This is a genomic window from Nitrosomonas communis, from assembly GCF_900114745.1.
In the GTDB taxonomy this organism is placed as follows: Bacteria; Pseudomonadota; Gammaproteobacteria; order Burkholderiales; family Nitrosomonadaceae; genus Nitrosomonas; species Nitrosomonas communis_A.
In genome coordinates this window covers 1-20,995 of record NZ_FOUB01000041.1, presented here as the reverse complement: position 1 = coordinate 20,995, position 20,995 = coordinate 1, and the positions used below count along the sequence as shown (strand labels likewise).

Genomic DNA, 20,995 nt, shown 5'->3' with positions numbered 1-20,995 from the left:
AGACTAAAGCTTGAATTCGCCCAATTTCTTACTGACTCCGATGTTCTGCAACCGGACATAATCGGGCAATCCATTCTTATAAGGAGGATAATCTTCTCCATCTATTAATGGCGAGAGATATTCACGACATTTTTCTGTAATGCCAAAACCATCCTCAGTAATAAAGTCTGCAGGCATCATTTTCTCTACATTAGCAACGCTTGATAATTCAGCCATACCGACTTTCCAGCTATAAGGCGTGTTGGAGATACGTTCAATGGTTGGCATGACTGAGTTATGCCCTGCGAGCGCATATTCGACGGCTGCTTTACCCATCGCATAGGCTTGCTCCACATCAGCTTTGGAGGCAATATGCCGTGCGGCACGCTGTAGATAATCAGCTACCCCCCAGTGGTACTTCAGACCAAGACCATCTTTGATAATATTGGCCACTACCGGAGCGACGCCACCTAGCTGCGCATGACCAAACGCATCGCGTAATCCCTGATCAGAAAGGAACTTGCCATCCGAACCCTTGACACCTTCTGATACCACTACCGAGCAATAGCCAAATTGCTTGACATAGCTATCGACTTTAGCGAGAAATTTTTCTTTATCAAAAGTGATTTCTGGAAACAGGATCACGATAGGTATTTCGCAGTCTTTACTTGAAGCCAATCCGCCAGCAGCCGCAATCCATCCGGCGTGACGACCCATGACTTCCAGTACGAATACTTTGGTAGAGGTTTTAGCCATGCTAGCTACGTCAAAACTGGCTTCGCGTGTCGATACCGCAATATATTTTGCGACCGAACCAAACCCGGGGCAGCAATCGGTAATGGGCAAATCATTATCGACTGTTTTCGGAACATGAATAGCTTGGAGAGGATAGCCGAGTGTATCTGAGAGCTGTGATACTTTCAGACAGGTATCTGCTGAATCTCCACCGCCATTATAAAAAAAATAACCAATATCGTGTGCCTTAAACACTTCAATCAGACGTTCATATTCGCGCCGGTTCTGTTCCAGGCTTTTCAGTTTATAACGGCAGGAACCAAAGGCGCCCGAAGGGGTATGACGTAATGCTCTGATTGCTTCGGCGGATTCTGCACTGGTATCAATCAAGTCCTCCGTCAGTGCGCCAATGATACCATTTCGACCAGCGAACACTTTGCCGATTTTGTCGCTATGCGCACGGGCTGTTTCCAGAACGCCCGCCGCAGAGGCATTAATAACGGCAGTTACACCGCCAGATTGCGCATAAAATGCATTTTTTATTGCCATATGATTTTTTTTCTCCCGAGTGATAAAAACGTTAGCACATCTTTTTTATATGTTTTCAGAAATAGCTCAATAGCTTATTAACTTATCAAAAAAATTTTTAGGAATTTTTAGAATTATTTATTTGTGAGCGAGGTGAAGATACTGTGGCGAATGGCTTCCACATCCCCCATACCGGCGACCTTGATATAACGCGGTGCGCCGGGTTTTCCACTGGCGGACCAGTCCGAGTAATATTGGATGAGCGATTTAGTTTGATCATGGTAGACCTGCAAACGCTTCCTTACTGTTTCTTCTCGGTCATCGTCCCGCTGGATCAATGGCTCACCTGTTATATCATCTTTGCCGTCGACTTTGGGTGGGTTGAATTCGATATGATAGGTACGGCCCGAAGCTGGGTGTACCCGGCGACCGGACATACGCTTGATAATTTCGGTATCCACCACATCGATTTCGACGACATAATCAATCTGTATATTGGTTATTTTTAGTGCTTCTGCTTGAGGAATCGTGCGGGGAAAGCCATCAAACAGAAAGCCATTGGCGCAATCAGGTTCAGCAATACGCTCTTTGACGAGATTGATAATGATGTCATCTGGCACCAGACCACCTGACTCCATGATTTTTTTTGCCATGATGCCGAGTTCTGTCCCGGCCTTGACAGCATTGCGAAGCATGTCTCCAGTCGAGATTTGTGGGATACCGAAATGTTCTTTGATATAGTTGGCCTGGGTGCCTTTACCCGCTCCTGGGGCACCTAACAAAATGATTCTAATCTTTTTTCTCCCTATTATCGCCAAGAATATAATAAAAGAATGAGCTTAATGTCAGTAAATTCAAATTATATCGCAGGCTAAGCATATACTTGAAGTTTTTGCTGATTTTTCGTAAGGCTTTCTATACATCATGCAATAAGCTACTGCAAGTTTGTTTTTTCCGGTATTGAATATGCGATAATTCAATGAATTGTTAACAGGAAAAAAAGATGGACGAAAATAGAAATAAAGCGCTAGCTGCTGCGCTTTCCCAGATTGAAAAGCAGTTTGGTAAAGGATCCATCATGCGGATGGATGCTAGCGATGTGGCGAGTGATATTCAAGTCGTTTCTACCGGCTCCTTGGGGTTGGATATTGCGTTAGGTGTCGGTGGATTACCACGTGGCCGGATCATTGAAATTTATGGCCCTGAATCATCCGGTAAAACCACGCTGACTTTGCAAGTGATTGCTGAAATGCAAAAAATGGGCGGGACGGCTGCTTTTATTGATGCTGAGCACGCGCTGGATCCGCAATATGCTCAAAAAATAGGTGTCAATATTCAGGATCTGCTGATTTCGCAACCTGATAATGGCGAGCAAGCACTCGAAATAACCGATATGCTGGTTCGTTCCGGCTCGGTCGATATCGTCGTGGTGGATTCAGTGGCCGCCTTGACTCCACGCGCAGAGATTGAAGGTGAGATGGGTGAACCGCAGATGGGGCTACAAGCAAGACTGATGTCGCAGGCGTTGCGTAAATTGACAGCCAATATCAAGCGCAGCAACACTATGGTCATCTTCATCAATCAGATTCGCATGAAGATCGGTGTGATATTTGGCAACCCCGAAACGACGACTGGCGGAAACGCCTTAAAGTTTTATGCCTCGGTCCGATTGGATATCCGCCGTACTGGCTCGATCAAAAAGGGCGAAGAAGTGATCGGCAATGAAACTCGGGTGAAAGTTGTCAAGAACAAGGTGGCGCCACCATTCAAGGAGGCTGAGTTCGATATTCTTTATGGGGAAGGCATCTCGCGGGAAAGTGAAATCATTGAATTGGGGGTATTGTATAAATTGATCGAGAAAGCAGGTGCCTGGTATTCCTACAATGATGAAAAGATCGGTCAAGGTAGGGACAATGTGCGCGATTATCTGAAAGAGCATAAGGAAATGGCCAAAGAAATCGAGCAAAAAATCCGAGCTGTCGCGGGTCTGATTGAACTGCCTAAAGCCGTTCAGTCAGAAGACAAAATCGGTGATTGATGAATGTCAAGCAAAGCTTACAGACCCGTGCCCTGCACCTGTTAGCCAGACGTGAATATTCCCGGCTTGAACTGGAAAAGAAGCTGGCTGGGCATGCTGAGACACCCGAGGCGCTATCAGAAGTACTGGATACACTGGAACAACGAGGGGTGCTCTCGGCAGAACGGCTAGTCGAACAAGTAGTGCATGGTCGCCGGCACAAATATGGTGCGCAGCGCATTCGCCATGAGTTAAAAGAAAAAGGCATTGCTGATCATTTGATCGATACGGCAATGTCTGAGTTAAAAGCAACCGAATTACAGACTGCGCGTGAAATATGGCGCAAGAAATTCGGTGTGATGCCTGAAAATTTGAAAGAACGGAGTAAACAGGCGCGCTTTCTGGCAGCAAGAGGGTTTTCAGCCGCAACTATTCGCCAGATTCTGGCTTGCTCGGATGAAGAGGGATAAAGCCTTGCCCTCATTGATACGTGTATGAGAAATGGAACCAACATGAAAAGCAGTGAAATAAGACAAAACTTCCTGGAATTCTTCGAGTCGCATGGCCACACCATTGTCGCGTCCAGTCCGCTCGTTCCAGGCAATGATCCGACCTTGCTATTCACGAATGCCGGCATGGTGCAATTCAAAGATGTATTCCTTGGACTGGACAAGCGGCCTTATATGCGAGCGGCCAGCTCACAGCGCTGTGTACGGGCGGGTGGCAAACACAATGACTTGGAGAATGTCGGCTATACCGCCCGGCATCATACATTTTTTGAAATGCTGGGCAATTTCAGTTTTGGTGATTATTTCAAGCGTAATGCTATCCAGTACGCGTGGGAGTTTCTCACCAAAATACTGTCCATTCCCCGGGAAAAACTCTGGGTGACCGTCTATGCCGAAGATGATGAGGCGGCTGACATCTGGTTGAACGAGATCGGGATTGATCCTGCGCGCTTTGTGCGCATTGCCACTATGGATAATTTCTGGCAGATGGGCGATACCGGTCCCTGCGGACCGTGTTCCGAAATTTTTTATGATCATGGCCCCGAAGTGGCTGGTGGGCCGCCCGGCTCAGTTGATGCTGACGGGGATCGGTATATCGAAATCTGGAATCTGGTCTTCATGCAATACAATCGCGATACCAGCGGTACGTTGCATCCTTTGCCAAAACCTTCTGTCGATACCGGTATGGGGCTAGAGCGGATTTCGGCGGTGATGCAGGGAGTACACAGCAACTACGAAATCGATCTGTTCCAGGATTTGATCAAAGCGGCGGCACGTGAGACACAAACGCATGACCTGTCCAATAACTCCCTCAAAGTGATCGCTGACCATATCCGTGCCTGTGCCTTTCTGATCACCGATGGCGTCATTCCAGGTAATGAAGGACGGGGTTATGTATTGCGCCGCATTATTCGGCGTGCGATTCGACATGGTTACCGGCTGGAGCAGAAAACGCCTTTCTTCCATCGGCTGGTGGATGATCTGGCCAAAGTGATGGGGCAGGCTTATCCTGAACTCGTGGCCGCCAAAAATCGCGTAGCCAGCGTACTCAAGCAAGAAGAGGAGCGTTTCGCGGAAACTTTGGAAAACGGAATGCAGGTGCTGGAAGCCGCTTTACGCGAACAAAGCGGCACACTGGCCGGTGAAACGGTTTTCCGGCTGTATGATACCTTTGGTTTTCCGGTTGACCTGACGGCTGATATTGCGCGGGAACGCGGCATCAATATCGATCTTGCCGGGTTCGAGAAAGCCATGACAGACCAGCGCGAGCGTGCACGCGCTGCGGGCAAATTCACTATGCAAGGTGGCATCGAATATCACGGTATTCCTACCGAATTTTATGGCTATGACAGCCTGCAGCAGGAGGGAAGCATCCTGGCCATCTACAAGCAAGGCAGTCAGGTTGATTTTATCGAAGCTGCGGAGGAAGCGGTGATCGTGCTCGACCGTACTCCTTTCTATGCAGAGTCAGGCGGCCAAGTTGGTGATTGTGGTGAACTGCTGGTGGCCAATGGTACTTTTATGGTGTCTGATACACAGAAAATTCAGGCGAACGTGTTTGGTCACAAGGGATTTTTAAGCAGCGGCCGCCTGGTCGTTGGCGATTCAGTATTGGCAAAAGTCAATCCAGTCGCGCGTGCCAATACTGCCAATAATCATTCCGCGACCCATCTGCTGCATGCGGCATTACGCAAAGTACTGGGTCCCCATGTTATGCAGAAAGGTTCACTGGTGGATGCCGATCGACTCCGTTTTGATTTTTCTCATCATGCACCGATGCAGTTTAATGAGCTACGTACAGTCGAGCAACTAGTCAATGAGCAAATACGCCATAATCATAATGTGGCCACGCAGCAGATGAGATACGACGATGCGATCAAGCGCGGTGCCATGGCGCTGTTTGGTGAAAAATATGGGGCTGATGTGCGCGTAGTGGCAATGGGTGATTTTTCAACAGAACTTTGCGGTGGCACCCATGTAGTCCATAGCGGTGATATTGGCTTCTTCAAGATTATCAGTGAATCAGGTGTGGCCGCAGGCATTCGGCGTGTTGAGGCCGTTACCGGGCAGGTTGCTGTGGATTATGCTCAGCAGCGCGAGGCGCAATTACTCGCCATCAGCGATACCCTCAAAGCATCTCCGCAGGAAGTCAGTCAGAAAATTACTCAACTGCTAGATCATGCCCGGCAGCTGGAACGAGAGCTGACCTCACTGAAATCAAAGCTGGCTACGTTGCAAAGCGGAGAACTGGGTAACCAAGTGCGTGAAATCAAGGGAGTGAAAATACTGGCGGCTCGCCTGGAAGGCGCGAATGCCAAGATTCTGCGTGAAACTCTCGATAATTTTAAGTATCAATTGAAATCATGCATCGTTGTTCTGGCAACGGCAGAAGCTGGAAAAGTCACGCTTATTGCTGGGATCACCGATGATTTGACCGCAAAAGTCAAGGCGGGAGAATTAATCAATTATGTCGCCCAGCAAGTAGGAGGTAAAGGAGGCGGGCGGGCTGACATGGCGCAAGCGGGCGGTACTTTGCCAGATAAACTGCCTGATGCATTACAAAGTGTGACCGGTTGGGTAGAACAAAAATTATAGCAAAATAGTATGCAGTCACTCGACTCAAGCAGCTTAACCGGCTAATAGGTAAATTAATCTGGTATGAGGAGAGCAAAATGAAAAACTTATCCAGAAGAAAGTTTATTAAGCTGGGGATCACAGGCGGAGTCGTAGGAGCCTTCATGCCCAAAGGAGGAGTGGCCAAAACGTTGCTGCCGCCTACTCCTCCTGAAACAGAAGGTCCGTTTTATCCGGTTACCTCGCAGGACGATAAAGATTTTGATTTGACGCGTGTTCAAGGCCGTGATGGCGTGGCGCAAGGTAAATACATTATCGTGACAGGAAGTGTGCTGGATAATCATGGTCAGCCAGTGCCCCAGGCTACGGTGGAAATCTGGCAGGCTAATGCAAAGGGACGCTACCGTCACCCGCAGGATCCCAATCCTGCGCCACTGGATCCCAATTTCCAAGGCTGGGCAATAGTGTTGACAGATGAGAATGGCGAGTTTTGTTTTAAAACAGTCATGCCGGGCTCGTATCCTGCATCATCAAGCTGGGTACGGCCACCTCATATTCATTTCAAGATATCTAAAAAGAGCTACGAGGAATTGACCACCCAAATGTATTTTCCTGGAGAAGCACTGAATGAAACCGATTTATTGCTCAACCAGAAAAACCCCTCAGAGCGTTTGTTGATGATAGCCAGAAAAAGAGGCCCATCAGAAACAGAAGCGCTGGATGTTTATGAGTATGCTATCGTGCTTAATCGAAAATCTTAAATTATATTTTTATTAGAATAAAAACATGACCACCAAACATTCCCGATTGCTCATTCTTGGTTCTGGCCCTGCGGGGTATACGGCCGCAATCTATGCTGCGCGCGCCAACCTCAATCCTGTCGTTATCACTGGACTGGCTCAGGGGGGGCAGCTCATGACGACGACTGATGTTGATAATTGGCCAGCTGATGTACAAGGTGTACAAGGGCCCGAATTGATGGAACGTTTCCAGAAACATGCAGAGCGTTTTCAAACCGAAATCATCTTCGATCATATCCATACGGCCAAGCTGACGGAAAAGCCCTTCGTCCTGATAGGCGATCAAGGGACTTACACCTGTGATGCCTTAATTATCGCCACGGGCGCCTCAGCCAAATACCTGGGATTGCCTTCAGAAGAGGCCTATATGGGCAAGGGAGTATCGGCGTGTGCCACCTGCGATGGTTTTTTCTATAAAGGCCAGGATGTCGCCGTGATCGGTGGTGGCAATACTGCTGTGGAGGAAACCTTGTATCTTTCCCATATCGCTCGCAACGTGACCGTGGTACACCGGCGCGATAAATTTCGTTCGGAAAAAATTCTGATTGATAAACTGATGAACAAGACACAAGAGGGCAACGTCACGTTAGCACTCAATCATGTGCTGGATGAAATACTCGGTGATGAATCCGGCGTGACCGGCATGCGCATCAAGAATGTGCATGATGGCACCACCCGTACGCTGGATGTAAAAGGGGTCTTTATTGCCATTGGGCATCAGCCCAATACCGATCTTTTTCAGGGGCAATTACAAATGAAAAATGGCTATCTCATCACCCGCGGCGGCAATGAAGGCAATGCCACCGCCACCAGTATTGAAGGAGTATTTGCTGCGGGCGATGTACAAGATCAGATTTATCGCCAGGCTGTGACCAGTGCGGGTACCGGCTGTATGGCTGCGCTGGATGCGGAGAAATATCTTGATGGGTTAAAGTGAAACCAGACAAAAAAGGATTAACTTCCGACCGGACAATTAACGAGGAAGAGGCTACCTTGTTTCGTGAGGCGATGCGGGATGTCATCCCGCTGACGCCATCCCGGCAAGTCGTTCATCGGCCCAAGCCGCCGCGGCCGATACCTCGGCCTGCGGTACAAACCGCTACCACCGCGGCGAGCCAGGATATGCTGTCAGATCATATCTCACTGGAAATCCCCGATGGAGATGAGTGGGCTTATTTACGCCCCGGCTTACCGCGTCAGACGTTGCGTAAATTGCGGCGCGGTCACTGGAAAATTCAGGCTGAGCTGGATATGCACGGCATGACACAAGACCAGGCACGGTATGCTCTGGTCGCCTTTCTGGATGAATGTAGCAGGTATCGGGTTCGCTGTGTATGTGTCATCCATGGCCGAGGATTAGGCTCAAAAAACCATGAGCCCGTGCTGAAATTGAAGGTTGGCAACTGGCTCGCACAACGTCATGATGTGTTGGCATTTTGCCAGGCAACTCCTGAGTACGGCGGCAGAGGTGCTGTGCTGGTACTGCTTAAATCAGCGGTTTAATGCAACGGAGTTTCCCTGGCAGGCCAGGCCCATAATCGCAATAATATGGCTGCCAAGGCAGCGACCCCGCCTGCCACAAAAAACGCCAGCGGTGCGCTATGCAACTGCCATAAGGTGCCGAACAGTACCCCCGCAGGAATAGCAGCCAGTCCCACTGCCAGATGATACCAGCCAAAAGCAGTGCCTCGTTCCAGAGGAGGCGCATAATCACTGATCAGAGCACGTTCAGCGCCTTCGCTTAGGCCAACAAACAGGCCATAAAAAATACTGACCAACCATAATCCACTACTGCTGGTTACCAGACCAAACAGCAGGAACGATACCGCAAATGCAACCCAGCTAATCAGCATCAAACTGCCGCGTCCATAGCGATCAGCCAGTTGTCCGCCGATAGTCGAGGTTATGGCCTTAGCCAGACTCATAGCAGACCAGATCAGTAGCAGCTCTACTACGCCAACGCCTAGTTGATATCCCAGTAGCAAAATAAAAGTTTCAGAAGCGCGTGCTAAAGTAAAAAGCATTAGCACCATAAGGTAGCGCTGGGTTGGCCTGGATAATAATGACCAGCGCAAGGAGGGTAAGGATGGCATCGCTTCGGAAGTCGTCTCTTTCTTATTTCCAATGTTTTCTTCCTTGATCCCCATGCTCAGCAGCAGGATTGCTACCATGCCCGGTAGCGCAGACCATAAAATTACTTCGATTAAATCCAGCCCCGACCAGGCAAGTATAGCTGCAGCAGCGAGACTCCCTGCTACCGCCCCACCATTATCCATCGCGCGGTGAAAACCATAGGCGTACCCGCGCATATGTGAGGGAGTCGCATCTGCCACCAGCGCATCACGCGGTGCCGTGCGAATACCCTTACCCACACGGTCGATGCTGCGCAGCAGCAGCACGACTGGCCAGGAAACCGCCAACCCCAGTAGAGGACGGGCTGTGTTCGACAACAAATAGCCTGCTAACGTCAGTTTCTTGCGGCGTCCCCCTATCAGATCAGAATGACGTCCCGACCAGAGTTTCAGCAAACTCGCGATCGCATCGGCTATTCCTTCAATCAAGCCTAATGCCACGGGTCCGGCAGCCAGCACGGAAGCCAGCAAAATCGGAATAAGCGGTGCGACGATATCGGATGCAAAATCATTGAAAAAACTGACCAAGCCAAGCACGACTACGGTACGAGGTAATTTTTTCTGTACTGCAATATTATGCTCAGGGAACGGTTTCTGTTTATCCATCCCTATATAATAGCGTAAAATGTAGGCTTAGCCCTGGTAGCTCAGTGGATAGAGCGACCCCCTCCTAAGGGGTAGGTCGGACGTTCGATTCGTCTCTAGGGCGCCAATAAAATCAATAGGTTATTTTATATGTAATTCTTAGACGGTTAATGTGGTTTTATTGCTTGTAGCTGATTTGTAGCAGAATTTGATCAATACTATACTTTACTGGGGTACAATTTTCTGCCTCATGTACAGATTTTTTTCTGGAAATAAGCTGTACTTCAAACCTAAATAACCTAATAAACTATCAGTAGATGTGATTGTTTAGGTTTATTAGGTTCTGTAATATCGTTGTATATTAATTTCTCTAAAATCGCCACATACTTTAGAATCAAACCCATCTAAGAGGAGAACACGACCTTTCGCCATTTTGCTACTACCGGGCGATTGACCAGATCAGGATTGAAACCCTCTCACAACTAACATAAAAATTGTTGACGTCAACCAAAGCGAAGAGTGGTCTACTGACGGGAATGATGTCAGTTTACATGGTCACACGATAAAGCGTGCTACTGTTCCCACTACCACTCCCCACACCTGCAATTCTTCATGTTCGCGCAAACGGATAGGCGGATAAGCTGGATTCTCAGCGTGCAATTCGATCAGGCCATTGCAGGCATACAAGCGCTTGACTGTATATTCATTGTTAACCACCGCTAATACGATATGCCCGTGTTTAGGTTCGACTGAGCGATCAACCACCAGCATATCACCATCGTGGATATGGGCACCCGTCATGGAATTGCCGATAACACGAAAGAAATAGGTCGCTGCTTTATTGCGCACCAGATAACTATTCAGATCCAGTTCTTTCTCAACATAATCGTCTGCCGGCGATGGAAACCCGCCAGGGATGCGATGCTGCAATAACGGCAGGATACAAACGGCAGGGTCAACCTTCGCTCGCTGTAAAACAGGCAGGGTCGATTCGCTGGTGGGTTCAACTGGAACAATAATGGTTATAGCAATTGCCTGGGTGCTTGATGAGGGGTACAGTATAAAGCACTTATTTGACGGGTAACAATACAGCGATATATGCGGATGTTTTGTCTTGGCTTACCCGCTTACAGAAGCTTAATCCTAGTGAGGAGACAACATGCGAACTGAGCGTCAAAAAATGCTGGCTGGTGAGCTTTACGATCCGTTCGACCCTGAGCTAGTTGCTGCACGCGAACATGCCCGCTCGTTATGTTATACACTGAACGCCACGAGGGAGTCGGAGCAGAGCGAAAGACGCCGCATTCTGCAGGATCTCTTCGGCACTGGCGGCGATACCGTTTGGATGCAACCTCCCTTCTACTGTGATTACGGCTCAAATATCCATTTGGGTAATCGCGTATATTTCAACTTCAACTGTACCGTTCTCGATGTGTGCGAGGTCCGCATTGGTGACTACACGCTATTTGGCCCAGGCGTGCAGATTCTTACGCCATTGCATCCGTTCAAAGCAGATCTACGTAGAACGCAGGAATACGGAAAGCCCATTGAGATCGGAGCGGATGTATGGGTGGGTGGCGGAGCATTGATCTTGGCCGGCGTTCATATCGGATCCCGAACAATTATTGGAGCAGGTAGTGTCGTGACGCGCGACGTTCCGGAAAGTGTCATTGCCGTTGGAAATCCATGCCGAGTGATTCGCGATGTTTCGGAATAGTTGCTATGGCGATGGCTTATGGCTTGATGAGGAAGGTTTCTATATCGTTTTTCATCGATGATGGTGCCCTCCTCGGTGGTGTCCGTTCCAGTGCCGGTGACTATGCCCTCTATGGCCTGCCCCTCGGTGTACGTTGTCGAAATGTCTATGTCCACCATGGATATGCCTATGTCCCCCAAAGTACCTTTGATTAAGGTAAATTGATGGGCGATAACTGTACCCAGATGAAAATCCTCCGTAATCTCCCGATCCTCCGTAATAGCCTGCACCTGGATAATAGACTGCTGCTCTAGAGTATCCCATTCCTCCGTAATAAGAAGGAGCTACACATCCGCTGAGAAGAAAAATAAAAATTACGAATAAAAGTGAGATAATTTTTTTAGCATTCATGATCCACTCTTTATACCTGTTTCAAATGAAATTCATCAATAAATGCGATGTAACTAAAATTTCATTTGTTATAAATATTGTATGGACTTAACCCTGAACAGTATCTGAACGCAAAATAATCTAATCCCCAATCAAGCATTGAAGTAGCTCATGTTATTGCCAGAGTAATACCAAATAACGTATCGAAGTGTTGTGGTTTAATAAAAACGGATATCTTGTAAGTCGGTGAGACAATTAATTAAGGAGGTAAAGGATGAAAGAAACAAGCGAGCAAAGGCTTTATAATGAATTTCATTAATTTTAAAAGAGTTTTATTTCTACTCTTACTATGCATCGCGTGCTTGCCGTTATTCGCAGTGGCTCAGGAACATATCGGGCGTGTGGTCGGGGTATCGGATGGTGACACGATCACTATCCTGGATGATCGTAAGCAGCAAATCAAAGTGCGGCTCGCTGAGATCGATACACCAGAATCAGCGCAACCCTATGGATCGCGTGCCAAGCAGGAATTATCGCGACTTGTCTATGGAAAAACTATAAGTGTCAAAGTGCAGGATACAGATCGCTATGGACGTAAAGTCGGACGTGTCTATACGGACGATATCGATGTCAATGCTGAAATGGTAAGGCTCGGTGCAGCTTGGGTATATAGAGAATATGCCAGCGATCAGAATCTCTATGCTTTAGAGAGGCAGGCTAAGCAGAACAGGGCGGGATTATGGAATTTACCGGAAGCCCAGCAAATTCCACCTTGGGAATGGCGGAAGGCAAGGCAGTGAAGCGTGAAGTCTGTGTGCTTCACATCTGTAGCTCTGAAAGAAAGGATGGTTTGCCTGCTTTCCTTTATAGTTATTCTGTTTTCTTTGCTCCAGGCTCATTCAACCGGAGACCAAAAACGGATCGTGGAAGGCTTGGAGCCTCACAGCATTACGATTATTGGTGAACCTCATATGCGCCCTGAATCCACTCAATTCTTCCAAGAGTTAATATCCCAGCTATCTATAGCAGGGTAGGTTCCTGTCTGTCGCCTTGGAGATTGCCAGCAGCCAACATGCAACTCTAGGTTCTGTTGACATTTTAACGGAGCCAAATTAATGCTGAGGCAAACCGTATAAAGCCCATATAATTTCCAGCCATTTTTTCATAGCGTGAGGATATTCTTCTGTAATGCTTAATTTTGTTGAAGAAACACTCAATCAAATGACGCTATTTATAAACAAACCAATCGCAATCTCTTGCATTGATTCGATTGCTGCGAGGCGGAATAACAGGTTCAACGCCTTTTTCAGTGAGCGTTTGAATAAAAGCATCGCTATCATAACCTTTATCACCCACCAGAGCGACCGCGCCTTCTGCCGTCAGAGCCAACAGATTCTCAGCTTGTCCGATATCGCTGGCTTGACCGCCAGTCAGGATAAAATCCAGCGGGTTGCCTAACGCATCGGTAACAGCATGAATTTTAGTGGTGAAGCCGCCTTTTGAGCGCCCCAGGGCTTGTGCTTGCGCCGAACTGTTTGTTGCGCCAGCAGCACAAGCATGTGCACGGATAATCGTACTATCAGTCAGAATTTGTTGTAGGTCGGGATATTGGCGGCAGCCTGCATGCAGAAATTTCCAGACTTCATGCTTGCACCAGCGTGAAAAGCGTTTAAAAACTGAATTCTATTTACCCAATGACTGTGGCAACAAGCGCCATTGTGCCCCACTGCGTAAAATCCACAACACTGCATTCAAAAAACGACGACATATCTCAACGCTTCCGATATAAACACGCTTTTGAAGCAGCAAGAGTCGATATAAAAATTTCCATTGTTCATCGATTAGTTCTGTTCTGCTATTCATTCTCACAGGAAATGAATAAGATACTCGTGGATTATTACGAAATGTCAACAGAACCTAGATGAGGCCGTAGAAGGCAAGACATCTATAGTGGATATCGAGATTCCACCGATGGTGGACTATCCTTCCTACCGCTCGTTGATTGCAATGAAAAGGAGAGGCACTTGCCTGAAACTGATCGCTATCGATGGGGGAAAACTAAACGTCAACCGGGGAGGATGGATGGCCGAAAGACTGGCGAAGCAAATAAGCCAGGCTCCGATATTAGCGTTGTTGGGGGATCTGCACAGCCTGAAAAGAGTAGACTGGCATACTTCCGTGATCAAGGCACCTCCTTATATTGCGGAGATTCTGGTGCCCCAAGCTCACCAAATCAAATCCTACCAGCAATCTGGCAGTTTAAACTTTATAAAGCTCAAAATCGAATCGTTTCTTCTGATGAGCAGAAAACAGTTAGTATGATCAATAACAACTTGATTTCTCTGCTTAACGCTTCTAAAAGGAGATGTAAAATGATGCCATTTATGGCGTTATTCTTTGGGAAGGTGAGTAATTCTTATATCACAGGTGAATAGAAAAAAATAGGAATGAGTGGAAGTCGTGCTTTATCTTCATCTCCAAGCTTATGATAAAACTCCTGCCATAAGGTAATGAAACGGTTTAGATCAATAAGCTCTACATGAACATGAGAAGTACGTGCAGTAGTTTTCGCATCTGCAGTAAAGCCACCCGATGATACAAATATCCCAACATCACCGTCTTTCTGCAACAATCCCATAAGTTGACGAATTTCATGAACTGAAGCTGTCTCTTCGCGGTGCTTGATTTGAACTTTGATACGGGGTGTAACTGTTCCAAGCGGATCACGGTATGCGATTACATCAATTCCACCATCTTTCCCTTTGGGTGCGACGAAAGGCGTGTAATATCCCATCCCACGGAGCAAAGCAGCAACCAAGTCCTGAAACTCGTAGGGATTTTCTGTTGAATGTGCTTTTTTAGTCCCTCGATTGCCAATTGCTCTACTTCCTGAATTGTTGCTTCTTGTCCTTGTTGCCCTTCCTCAGTAACATCTTGACCTTTTATTACTTCAGAAGGTTGATTCTCATTCTTCCATTTTTTATATGCACTAGTGGCAGCATTAAGTAAATCAATTTCTCCAAGTTTCAGCGCATTCTCACCCTCAGGAGTTAGATACCACACTCCTTTTTTCTTTACGAGATATCCTGCTTTAATACAGTCAATGCTATAAAAATGAAGCATTGATTGCCAACGAACATACCCTGATTTTTCATATATGGCTTTAGCCCAGTCATCAAGGTTTACGCGCTTCTCAACTTCTAAAATCACCTCTTTACCTGGAGCTTGTCCTCCTTTCTCGCTCAGAATTTGTAAAGCTGCAAAAATTACTTTAGATGCAAGCTCCCGAGAGCGAGATAGCTTTTCTTTTGCCATATTTTAATTATCCAAGAATTAACTTAAATTGAGCCTTATATTTCTGGGGATTCTTATTCTAGCAGTATGCTGACAGAATCGTGGAGCCGATGTAGAGGAAGGTGAATGTCAGTTGGCTCGACTGTCTGCGGTTCTGGGAAAGAGTGAGCGTAACTGGCTTCTCAGGCACACATAGTAGGCGCTATAGGCCAATTGGGGAAGCGGGCATATTGAGGTTAGTCATCCCGTGCGGCTCCCTACAGCCCTTGGGCGGGTGTAATAGCGTGGAGATGATCATTCTGCCTAAGCCGGGCGAGAGTTCGCTTGAGCTTTTATCCTGTTCAGCTGGGGCCCTCGGTCGTGTATGTAGCTAGTTGTATTTAAATGACGACCTAGATTCTCTACTTTCTGTTTTCTCCGGGCGAGCAAAGCCTGAATTATTGCCCCGGATTGAAACGCTATTTAATAGGATTTATGTCATCTTACCTAATTGAATAGACTAGATGTCTTCGACTTATAATATGCTGAAATGAGTATCGCTATATCTCTTGAGCTAAAACTATAGCTGAATTTATTAAAGATAGGTAATTACAAAGAAGAATCTAAGATTAAACCTTATATATAAAATATTAATTTTAACCTACTGTTAAGCTAGTCCTTATTTTCATTATTTTTTCAGGAATTTTTTATGAGTAGAAAGGAGATAAGTGAAGTATTTACTCCAAGAAGAAGCGAAGTAAATGCCAATATGTATGTTGAGCGAATTATTCACGAAAAAATTCTTGCTCGCTCTTTAAAAAAGAATTCTCATCTATTAATTTTTGGTGAAAGTGGTAATGGAAAATCATGGCTATATAAAAAGGTTTTGAAAGATAATTCTATTCCATTTGTAGTAGCAAATTGTGCCAATGCTTCAAGATTAAATTCACTTACCCAAGAAATTGTTAACTGCATAATCGAACCAGGTACTACTTATAAGTTAGGTTATAGTGAAGAAAAACTAGCTGAAATCAATACATATTTCGCAAAGGGAGGATTAAAACATAATGGCAAATTTGAGATAACACAAGAAGAGCCACTTCTTAAGGCTTTTAAGTTTTTTTCAAGTGTATCTCAAGATAAAAAAGTATTGGTTTTAGATAATCTTGAATCAATTTTTCAGTCGAGTAAGTTAATGGATGAATTAGCAGATATTATCATTCTGCTTGATGATACGCGCTATGCAACATGTAACATTAATTTGCTAATCGTGGGAATTCCTAATGGTGTTCTTCAATATTTTAGAGAAACAAAAAATATAGAATCTGTAGCAAATCGAATCCAAGAAATAGAAAAAGTTTCTGGTTTAGATTTTACCCAAACGAGAGAAATAATAAAGAAGGGATTTGATCAGCTAGAGATAAAAATAACGTTAACAACTTTAAATGAATTAGCTGAACATGTTTGGAATGTCAGTCTAGGTATCGCTCAGCGTGTTCATGAGTACTGCGAAGTATTAGCGTATGAGATTGAAGAAAATAATTGGAAGTATGATAAGTCTTTACTTTCAAAGGCAGATTACCAATGGCTGATACTAGGTCTAAGGCAAAGTTATCAAGTTTTAGAAGGTCATTTAAATAGCCGCGAAACATCTGTAGCTAGACGAAATCAAGTTATTTATTGTATCGCAAAGATACGTTCTCACCAATTTGATTCTTCAGATGTTGATAGCCTTATTAGAAAAGAATTTCCACGTACAGTACCAAAGACCAATATGGGTATCGGCTCGATACTTAGCGAATTGACAAATGGTGATACTCCTTTGCTTATCAGAAATGAGAAAACTAGTACATATTCTATTAGAGATCCAAGATATTTGATGTGTATAAGATTAATTTTATTTAAAGACAAGGACTCTGAGAAGGTTATCAAGAAAAATTTTGTTAGATAGTTAGATGAAGTGATTAAATTAATTTAGGACCTGTACTTATTATCAGTAGCAGCAGAAAAATTTGTAGAAGTAATAGAGTTCTGTAATACATCATCCCTTCACTTACACAGTCGATTCCGGAACAAGCTTGGAAGAAACTGGTGTACCTAATTTTTTACATGAGAAACAAAGGTGGAGGCCGCCATATGCATTGCTCAGCTTCAGTTTTTGCGCGCTGGTTCAGTGCCAGGTAAAAAGCTACTTTGGATTTTTCATTATTTGTAGGCCTAAGCGACTGAGCCCCGGACTGTTAAATCAAGATCGCTGGCAGTTCTGCCACACGCCGCGCTACTGCCATGGGCCAACAGCGCAGTCAATTACGCATATGTTCGATCTGTGCGGTCATGAACATTGCATCGAACACGGATCACAACCAAAACATCCCTGAACGAACGATTAGGTCGAGCGCATGAATAGAATAATTAAGGAAGTGATTGTAAAGCGATGTTATTATGATTCATATGACCAGCCGAAGGCTCACCTATATACTTTTTTAATGGTGTATAACTTCGCCAAGCGGCTGAAAACCCACAAGGGCCTTATCTTTTATGAATACATTTGCCAACATATAGGCAAAAAGGGCATGAACGATTTTGCGTTGATTCTTTCCAGAATACCATGGGACTAAACAGTTAGGCTCATTAGATTATATAAGTGACTTTGTACTCGCCTGCTTCATTAAAAATTTGTATTGCCGATTATCTGCATCTGTTGATTTAATCATGTGGTACTCCATGCCGCTGGCTACAGCGATCTGCTGAGCGAAATCCTTCTTGGCTTGAACGACAGCATCGTCGATCTGGTGGTCTCCCTTGACCTCGACGATCACGTATTTCTCCGTGCCGTCTGGTTCTTCTCTTAGAAAGATGAAGTCTGGGTAGTAGCTGTGCACGGTGTGTAAGTCCGGGTTGATGTACTGGATGAAAAAATCTGACTGGCCGTGCGTGAGCATGCCCGTGAAATAGATCTTCTTTACCCGCTGCTCACGAAGAAGATCCCAGAACAGAGTGCGCTCTGGGTTGGAGTCGAAGCAGTAGGTATCTAGATGGAAGCTCTTGGCGCAATCGTCCTTGAAGATCGGGTCAGTCATGCGAACGATCTTGTCTTTGGTAGCCGTGACCTCGTAGTAGCCACTGGGCGGAAGCTTGATGAGTTCGACCGCGTGCTCTTCGGTCATTTGCGTTTCATCAAGGTCGAAGAGCATCCGAAACAGTCTCGGGATGATCTCGTCGTAGAGCAGCTCATTGAATTCGTTAACGATGGCCACGAGCTCGTTTGTTCCTTCCTTGGTCGAGTCGAGCAGATCTTCGATTTCTAGTGGACTGCGGTTGAGGTACCGCGAAATTTCTGCGACCAAAGTTATCCGAGAGAACGCTCGCTTCTCGCGGCGTGAGGTCAGGTCGAAGGTGCGGCTGTTCAGTGCTCGTGCGGGGTTGCCGATGTTGAGCCCGTCCTGCTGTGTTTCGATCAGCCGGTACTTTTCGACCATCGTGTTCCAGGCTTCCTTGTTCGCCCGCTCAAGGCACAGCGGTTGCCCGGGTAATACCTTCTTTTCACGCATTTCGTACTGCTTGCGCACGCGTACTAACTTGATCTTGACCGGTGGCTCGACAACCCGAACTTTCACACGTTCTTTGCCGCTAGCTATCTTCTGCAGCTCTTCGGTACTAATGCGGAAATTCTGTTGCAGCTCCTCGTTCAGGATTTGCAGGTTGTTCTCTGAAAGGAAGACATGGCCCGTGTACTGTGCCTCGCCGATGGATCGTAAGCATCGCATCGTTGCTTGCAGAACAAAGACGCGCGATTGCGGCTCGCGGAATAATCCCACGCCGAAGAGTGAGCGGCAGTTCCAACCTTCGCGACCTTTATTTACCAGTAGGATGAACTGTTTCTCTGACCCTTCGGTGTCGAGACGGTTGAATTCGCGGATGTCATCGTTTGTCGTATGCTTGTCGTTACCCACGTTTATTAGGATGCGGGAAGTCGGGATGCCGTACTTGACCAACGCTCGTTCGACCGCTGGTTTCAGTTCTCCAGTTAACTCGTCTATGGTCGCCGCGAAGAAGGCCAGCTTCGGCAGCAGGCCCTCAGGGCGCAGCTCGCCCGACTCTTTGAGGAAACGTTCGATAGCAATGTCCACGAATTCGTCGGTACGAGTGTTGGTATAGCCGTGCAGCACGACCTTTTTCAGGAATGCTTTGTCGATGGCCTCCTTTAACCCATAGGCATAAACCACCTCGGGCAGTACCTCTCGCCCGACGTAGGGAGTGCCAGTGTAGTTGTAACAGGCTACCACGCGGGTGCCTACCGCATGTAGGTTTTTTGCAAGCTCATCAATGGTCTTGCGAAGGCTGGTATCTGTCGCGACCGTTCCCATGTCCTTGGCCAGCGCCTTCCCGAAGGCATGGTGAGCCTCATCCACATAGATGCCGATCTGTTCCAGGCGGCACAGCTTCTCGAAGCGTTGGTTGGAGGCTAGTTCGCCTTTTTCCTCTGGTTGGCCAAAATTGTAGAGATCGGCGGCATCGGCGTACACGCCCGTGGTCGTATACGTGTTGCCGGTCGGGCCAAAGAGCTGGTCGACAGCCGTCTTCTCCTTGCGCTGACGCTTGAGGATAATCTTGTGCGTGTTCGAGACGATGATGTTGAAGCGCGAGCGATCCAGCGTGTCGAGCGAGGTCCCATTTTCTTCGAGATAGTGGAAGCGCAGGTGCGTCGTCAGGAAATTTACATATTCCAGCGGCACGACGCGTGTCAGGTCGAAGGACTCGATCTCCTTGAGCGATTGCAGCACAGTCTTGTCCGGCGCGAACACCAGCGCGTTGTGGCAGTAACGGGTGTCCTTCTCGAACTTGTTGCCTAGCAGGAACTCGTAGAAAATGCAGGTAGCCATGAGGATGGTTTTGCCCGTCCCCATCGTCAGCGCAAATATATAGTTCGGATAGACGCGCGAGTTCCTGCGCATCCGCTCGAATAGTGCCTTGTACGTGCTTAGCTCGAGCTGATCTTTCTCGCCGAACTCGAACATCTCCTGGCCCTGCGTGCCAAGGAAAGAGCCAAACTTGCGGCCTTCGAATTTGCCGCTGCGCTCGTACCATGCCTTGAAAGTCTCCTCGACTTTGGCGTTGCCAAGGTACTCTTTGAGGAAGACGTAGGTCTCCAGCGCCTCGAACTGCGGCTGTCGCAGGAAGGCCTTGGGGTTCTTGTCCAGGTTGTTGAAGTCGAGGAACTTGCGCGTCAGCTCCTTGTAATTTTGCCGAATCGTGCCCCGGTTGTCCTGGTAGAACCGCCACAGGAACCGGAAGAAAGCGAAATCGAGCGACGCACTCACGGCCGCTGCTCGCTTAACCATGGCTCACGCTTCCTTCCCACGACTCTGAGAGTAAGTCGGTGATCTTCACGCGGATGGTACCTGCGTCTTCCGGTACCTTGAACGCACCCTTGACCAGATCGTCCTTGCCTGGAATGTCAACCACCGCCGGTTGCAATACAGCGCCGTCATAGTTCCAGTCAATCATGATGCTCTCGACCATCTCGCGCCAGTCTTCGACCGATTCCTTTTGTAGCGACAGTTTTTGAAGCAGATTCATCGGGTAGAAGCGCTCGATCACCAGCTCGCCGCCCTTAATCACGACTTTGGCCTGCGAGTCGCGCTTGAACTCCAGACCGGCCTTGTCGCGCAGGATGTCCACTATAGCATATCCTCTATAAATTGATTATAATTTAGGGATGACCTATCCGATATTATTCCGCCGTAAAGTATTATCCGTTCGAGAGAAGGAGAACC

At 47.0% G+C, this 20,995-nt stretch carries 20 protein-coding genes and 1 tRNA gene; 11 read left to right on the top strand and 10 right to left on the bottom strand.

The genetic code is table 11. The features are described from left to right. Positions 1 to 3 precede the first annotated feature (3 nt). Positions 4 to 1,263 (bottom strand): 6-phosphofructokinase, encoded by a 1,260-nt coding sequence (locus tag BM122_RS13990; protein WP_074906136.1) that lies wholly within the window; start codon positions 1,261 to 1,263, stop codon positions 4 to 6. Positions 1,264 to 1,376: 113 nt separating this feature from the next. Then, positions 1,377 to 2,036: an adenylate kinase gene (gene adk / locus BM122_RS13985; RefSeq protein ID WP_074906152.1), complete on the bottom strand. Its 660-nt coding sequence runs from the start codon at positions 2,034 to 2,036 to the stop codon at positions 1,377 to 1,379. Positions 2,037 to 2,245: 209 nt separating this feature from the next. On the opposite strand from adk, the gene recA reads away from it, so the two are divergent. From recA to BM122_RS13955, 6 genes are all read left to right on the top strand, one after another. Next, on the top strand, positions 2,246 to 3,280 hold the full coding sequence (gene recA / locus BM122_RS13980; RefSeq protein WP_074906135.1) for a recombinase RecA: 1,035 nt from the start codon (positions 2,246 to 2,248) through the stop codon (positions 3,278 to 3,280). Further along, the gene (recX, locus tag BM122_RS13975; RefSeq protein WP_074906134.1) at positions 3,280 to 3,729 is read left to right on the top strand and encodes a recombination regulator RecX; all 450 of its coding nucleotides are present in this window, start codon (positions 3,280 to 3,282) and stop codon (positions 3,727 to 3,729) included. The genes recA and recX overlap by 1 nt, the downstream gene beginning before the upstream one ends. Positions 3,730 to 3,771: 42 nt before the next feature. After that, the gene (gene alaS / locus BM122_RS13970) at positions 3,772 to 6,363 is read left to right on the top strand and encodes an alanine--tRNA ligase (RefSeq protein ID WP_074906132.1); all 2,592 of its coding nucleotides are present in this window, start codon (positions 3,772 to 3,774) and stop codon (positions 6,361 to 6,363) included. 77 nt (positions 6,364 to 6,440) lie between these two features. Next, positions 6,441 to 7,103, top strand: coding sequence for a dioxygenase family protein (locus tag BM122_RS13965; protein ID WP_074906130.1), 663 nt, complete (start codon positions 6,441 to 6,443; stop codon positions 7,101 to 7,103). Positions 7,104 to 7,128: 25 nt separating this feature from the next. After that, positions 7,129 to 8,079 carry a thioredoxin-disulfide reductase gene (gene trxB, locus BM122_RS13960; protein ID WP_074906129.1) on the top strand — a complete coding sequence of 317 codons (951 nt, stop codon included), beginning with the start codon at positions 7,129 to 7,131 and terminating at the stop codon, positions 8,077 to 8,079. Beyond that, on the top strand, positions 8,076 to 8,645 hold the full coding sequence (locus tag BM122_RS13955) for a Smr/MutS family protein (protein WP_256212069.1): 570 nt from the start codon (positions 8,076 to 8,078) through the stop codon (positions 8,643 to 8,645). Before trxB ends, BM122_RS13955 begins: the two co-directional genes overlap by 4 nt. Here BM122_RS13955 and BM122_RS13950 read toward each other — a convergent pair. Next, a complete protein-coding gene (locus BM122_RS13950; protein ID WP_074906127.1) occupies positions 8,642 to 9,880 on the bottom strand; it encodes an MFS transporter in 1,239 nt (412 codons plus the stop codon). The genes BM122_RS13955 and BM122_RS13950 overlap by 4 nt on opposite strands. Before the next feature lie 30 nt (positions 9,881 to 9,910). Between BM122_RS13950 and BM122_RS13945 the strand changes: the two genes are divergently transcribed. Further along, positions 9,911 to 9,986: transfer RNA gene (locus BM122_RS13945), tRNA-Arg, on the top strand. Between the two features lie 428 nt (positions 9,987 to 10,414). Here BM122_RS13945 and BM122_RS13940 read toward each other — a convergent pair. Next, positions 10,415 to 10,789 carry a LexA family protein gene (locus tag BM122_RS13940; protein ID WP_256212068.1) on the bottom strand — a complete coding sequence of 125 codons (375 nt, stop codon included), beginning with the start codon at positions 10,787 to 10,789 and terminating at the stop codon, positions 10,415 to 10,417. A 229-nt stretch (positions 10,790 to 11,018) separates the two neighbouring features. Between BM122_RS13940 and BM122_RS13935 the strand changes: the two genes are divergently transcribed. Together BM122_RS13935 and BM122_RS13930 are read left to right on the top strand one after the other, a co-directional pair. Continuing rightward, a complete protein-coding gene (locus BM122_RS13935; RefSeq protein ID WP_074906124.1) occupies positions 11,019 to 11,576 on the top strand; it encodes a sugar O-acetyltransferase in 558 nt (185 codons plus the stop codon). Positions 11,577 to 12,250: 674 nt separating this feature from the next. Further along, a complete protein-coding gene (locus BM122_RS13930; RefSeq protein WP_074906122.1) occupies positions 12,251 to 12,745 on the top strand; it encodes a thermonuclease family protein in 495 nt (164 codons plus the stop codon). 427 nt (positions 12,746 to 13,172) lie between these two features. Here BM122_RS13930 and BM122_RS26150 read toward each other — a convergent pair whose 3' ends face one another. Together BM122_RS26150 and BM122_RS26145 are read right to left on the bottom strand one after the other, a co-directional pair. Beyond that, positions 13,173 to 13,574 (bottom strand): IS5 family transposase, encoded by a 402-nt coding sequence (locus BM122_RS26150; RefSeq protein ID WP_371264929.1) that lies wholly within the window; start codon positions 13,572 to 13,574, stop codon positions 13,173 to 13,175. 54 nt (positions 13,575 to 13,628) lie between these two features. Further along, on the bottom strand, positions 13,629 to 13,808 hold the full coding sequence (locus BM122_RS26145) for a transposase (RefSeq protein WP_074906121.1): 180 nt from the start codon (positions 13,806 to 13,808) through the stop codon (positions 13,629 to 13,631). A gap of 87 nt (positions 13,809 to 13,895) precedes the next feature. Between BM122_RS26145 and BM122_RS13915 the strand changes: the two genes are divergently transcribed. Continuing rightward, on the top strand, positions 13,896 to 14,267 hold the full coding sequence (locus BM122_RS13915) for a hypothetical protein (protein WP_074906119.1): 372 nt from the start codon (positions 13,896 to 13,898) through the stop codon (positions 14,265 to 14,267). 94 nt (positions 14,268 to 14,361) lie between these two features. Here BM122_RS13915 and BM122_RS24245 read toward each other — a convergent pair whose 3' ends face one another. Together BM122_RS24245 and BM122_RS24240 are read right to left on the bottom strand one after the other, a co-directional pair. Continuing rightward, positions 14,362 to 14,739 carry a restriction endonuclease gene (locus BM122_RS24245; RefSeq protein WP_256212064.1) on the bottom strand — a complete coding sequence of 126 codons (378 nt, stop codon included), beginning with the start codon at positions 14,737 to 14,739 and terminating at the stop codon, positions 14,362 to 14,364. Then, positions 14,682 to 15,260, bottom strand: a complete 579-nt coding sequence (locus BM122_RS24240; protein WP_218152091.1) for a winged helix-turn-helix domain-containing protein — start codon at positions 15,258 to 15,260, stop codon at positions 14,682 to 14,684. The genes BM122_RS24245 and BM122_RS24240 overlap by 58 nt, the downstream gene beginning before the upstream one ends. 667 nt (positions 15,261 to 15,927) lie before the next feature. On the opposite strand from BM122_RS24240, the gene BM122_RS13905 reads away from it, so the two are divergent. After that, a complete protein-coding gene (locus BM122_RS13905) occupies positions 15,928 to 17,169 on the top strand; it encodes an AAA family ATPase (protein ID WP_074906117.1) in 1,242 nt (413 codons plus the stop codon). A gap of 685 nt (positions 17,170 to 17,854) precedes the next feature. Here the strand turns inward: BM122_RS13905 and BM122_RS13900 are convergent. Both BM122_RS13900 and BM122_RS13895 read right to left on the bottom strand, forming a co-directional pair. After that, positions 17,855 to 20,560, bottom strand: coding sequence for a TnsA endonuclease N-terminal domain-containing protein (locus tag BM122_RS13900; RefSeq protein ID WP_074906116.1), 2,706 nt, complete (start codon positions 20,558 to 20,560; stop codon positions 17,855 to 17,857). Continuing rightward, positions 20,553 to 20,900: a hypothetical protein gene (locus tag BM122_RS13895; RefSeq protein WP_218152090.1), complete on the bottom strand. Its 348-nt coding sequence runs from the start codon at positions 20,898 to 20,900 to the stop codon at positions 20,553 to 20,555. The genes BM122_RS13900 and BM122_RS13895 overlap by 8 nt, the downstream gene beginning before the upstream one ends. Positions 20,901 to 20,995: the final 95 nt, after the last annotated feature.

Excerpts from the sequence above, each read along its gene's own strand:
- BM122_RS13935 (WP_074906124.1), top strand. The coding sequence starts at position 11,019 with ATGCGAACTGAGCGTCAAAAAATGCTGGCTGGTGAGCTTTACGATCCG.
- BM122_RS24240 (WP_218152091.1), bottom strand. The coding sequence starts at position 15,260 with ATGGCAAAAGAAAAGCTATCTCGCTCTCGGGAGCTTGCATCTAAAGTA.
- BM122_RS13905 (WP_074906117.1), top strand. The coding sequence starts at position 15,928 with ATGAGTAGAAAGGAGATAAGTGAAGTATTTACTCCAAGAAGAAGCGAA.
- BM122_RS13930 (WP_074906122.1), top strand. The coding sequence starts at position 12,251 with ATGAATTTCATTAATTTTAAAAGAGTTTTATTTCTACTCTTACTATGC.
- recX (WP_074906134.1), top strand. The coding sequence starts at position 3,280 with ATGAATGTCAAGCAAAGCTTACAGACCCGTGCCCTGCACCTGTTAGCC.
- BM122_RS13965 (WP_074906130.1), top strand. The coding sequence starts at position 6,441 with ATGAAAAACTTATCCAGAAGAAAGTTTATTAAGCTGGGGATCACAGGC.
- alaS (WP_074906132.1), top strand. The coding sequence starts at position 3,772 with ATGAAAAGCAGTGAAATAAGACAAAACTTCCTGGAATTCTTCGAGTCG.
- BM122_RS13950 (WP_074906127.1), bottom strand. The coding sequence starts at position 9,880 with ATGGATAAACAGAAACCGTTCCCTGAGCATAATATTGCAGTACAGAAA.
- BM122_RS13900 (WP_074906116.1), bottom strand. The coding sequence starts at position 20,560 with ATGGTTAAGCGAGCAGCGGCCGTGAGTGCGTCGCTCGATTTCGCTTTC.
- trxB (WP_074906129.1), top strand. The coding sequence starts at position 7,129 with ATGACCACCAAACATTCCCGATTGCTCATTCTTGGTTCTGGCCCTGCG.
- BM122_RS13990 (WP_074906136.1), bottom strand. The coding sequence starts at position 1,263 with ATGGCAATAAAAAATGCATTTTATGCGCAATCTGGCGGTGTAACTGCC.
- BM122_RS26145 (WP_074906121.1), bottom strand. The coding sequence starts at position 13,808 with ATGAATAGCAGAACAGAACTAATCGATGAACAATGGAAATTTTTATAT.
- BM122_RS24245 (WP_256212064.1), bottom strand. The coding sequence starts at position 14,739 with ATGGGATATTACACGCCTTTCGTCGCACCCAAAGGGAAAGATGGTGGA.
- recA (WP_074906135.1), top strand. The coding sequence starts at position 2,246 with ATGGACGAAAATAGAAATAAAGCGCTAGCTGCTGCGCTTTCCCAGATT.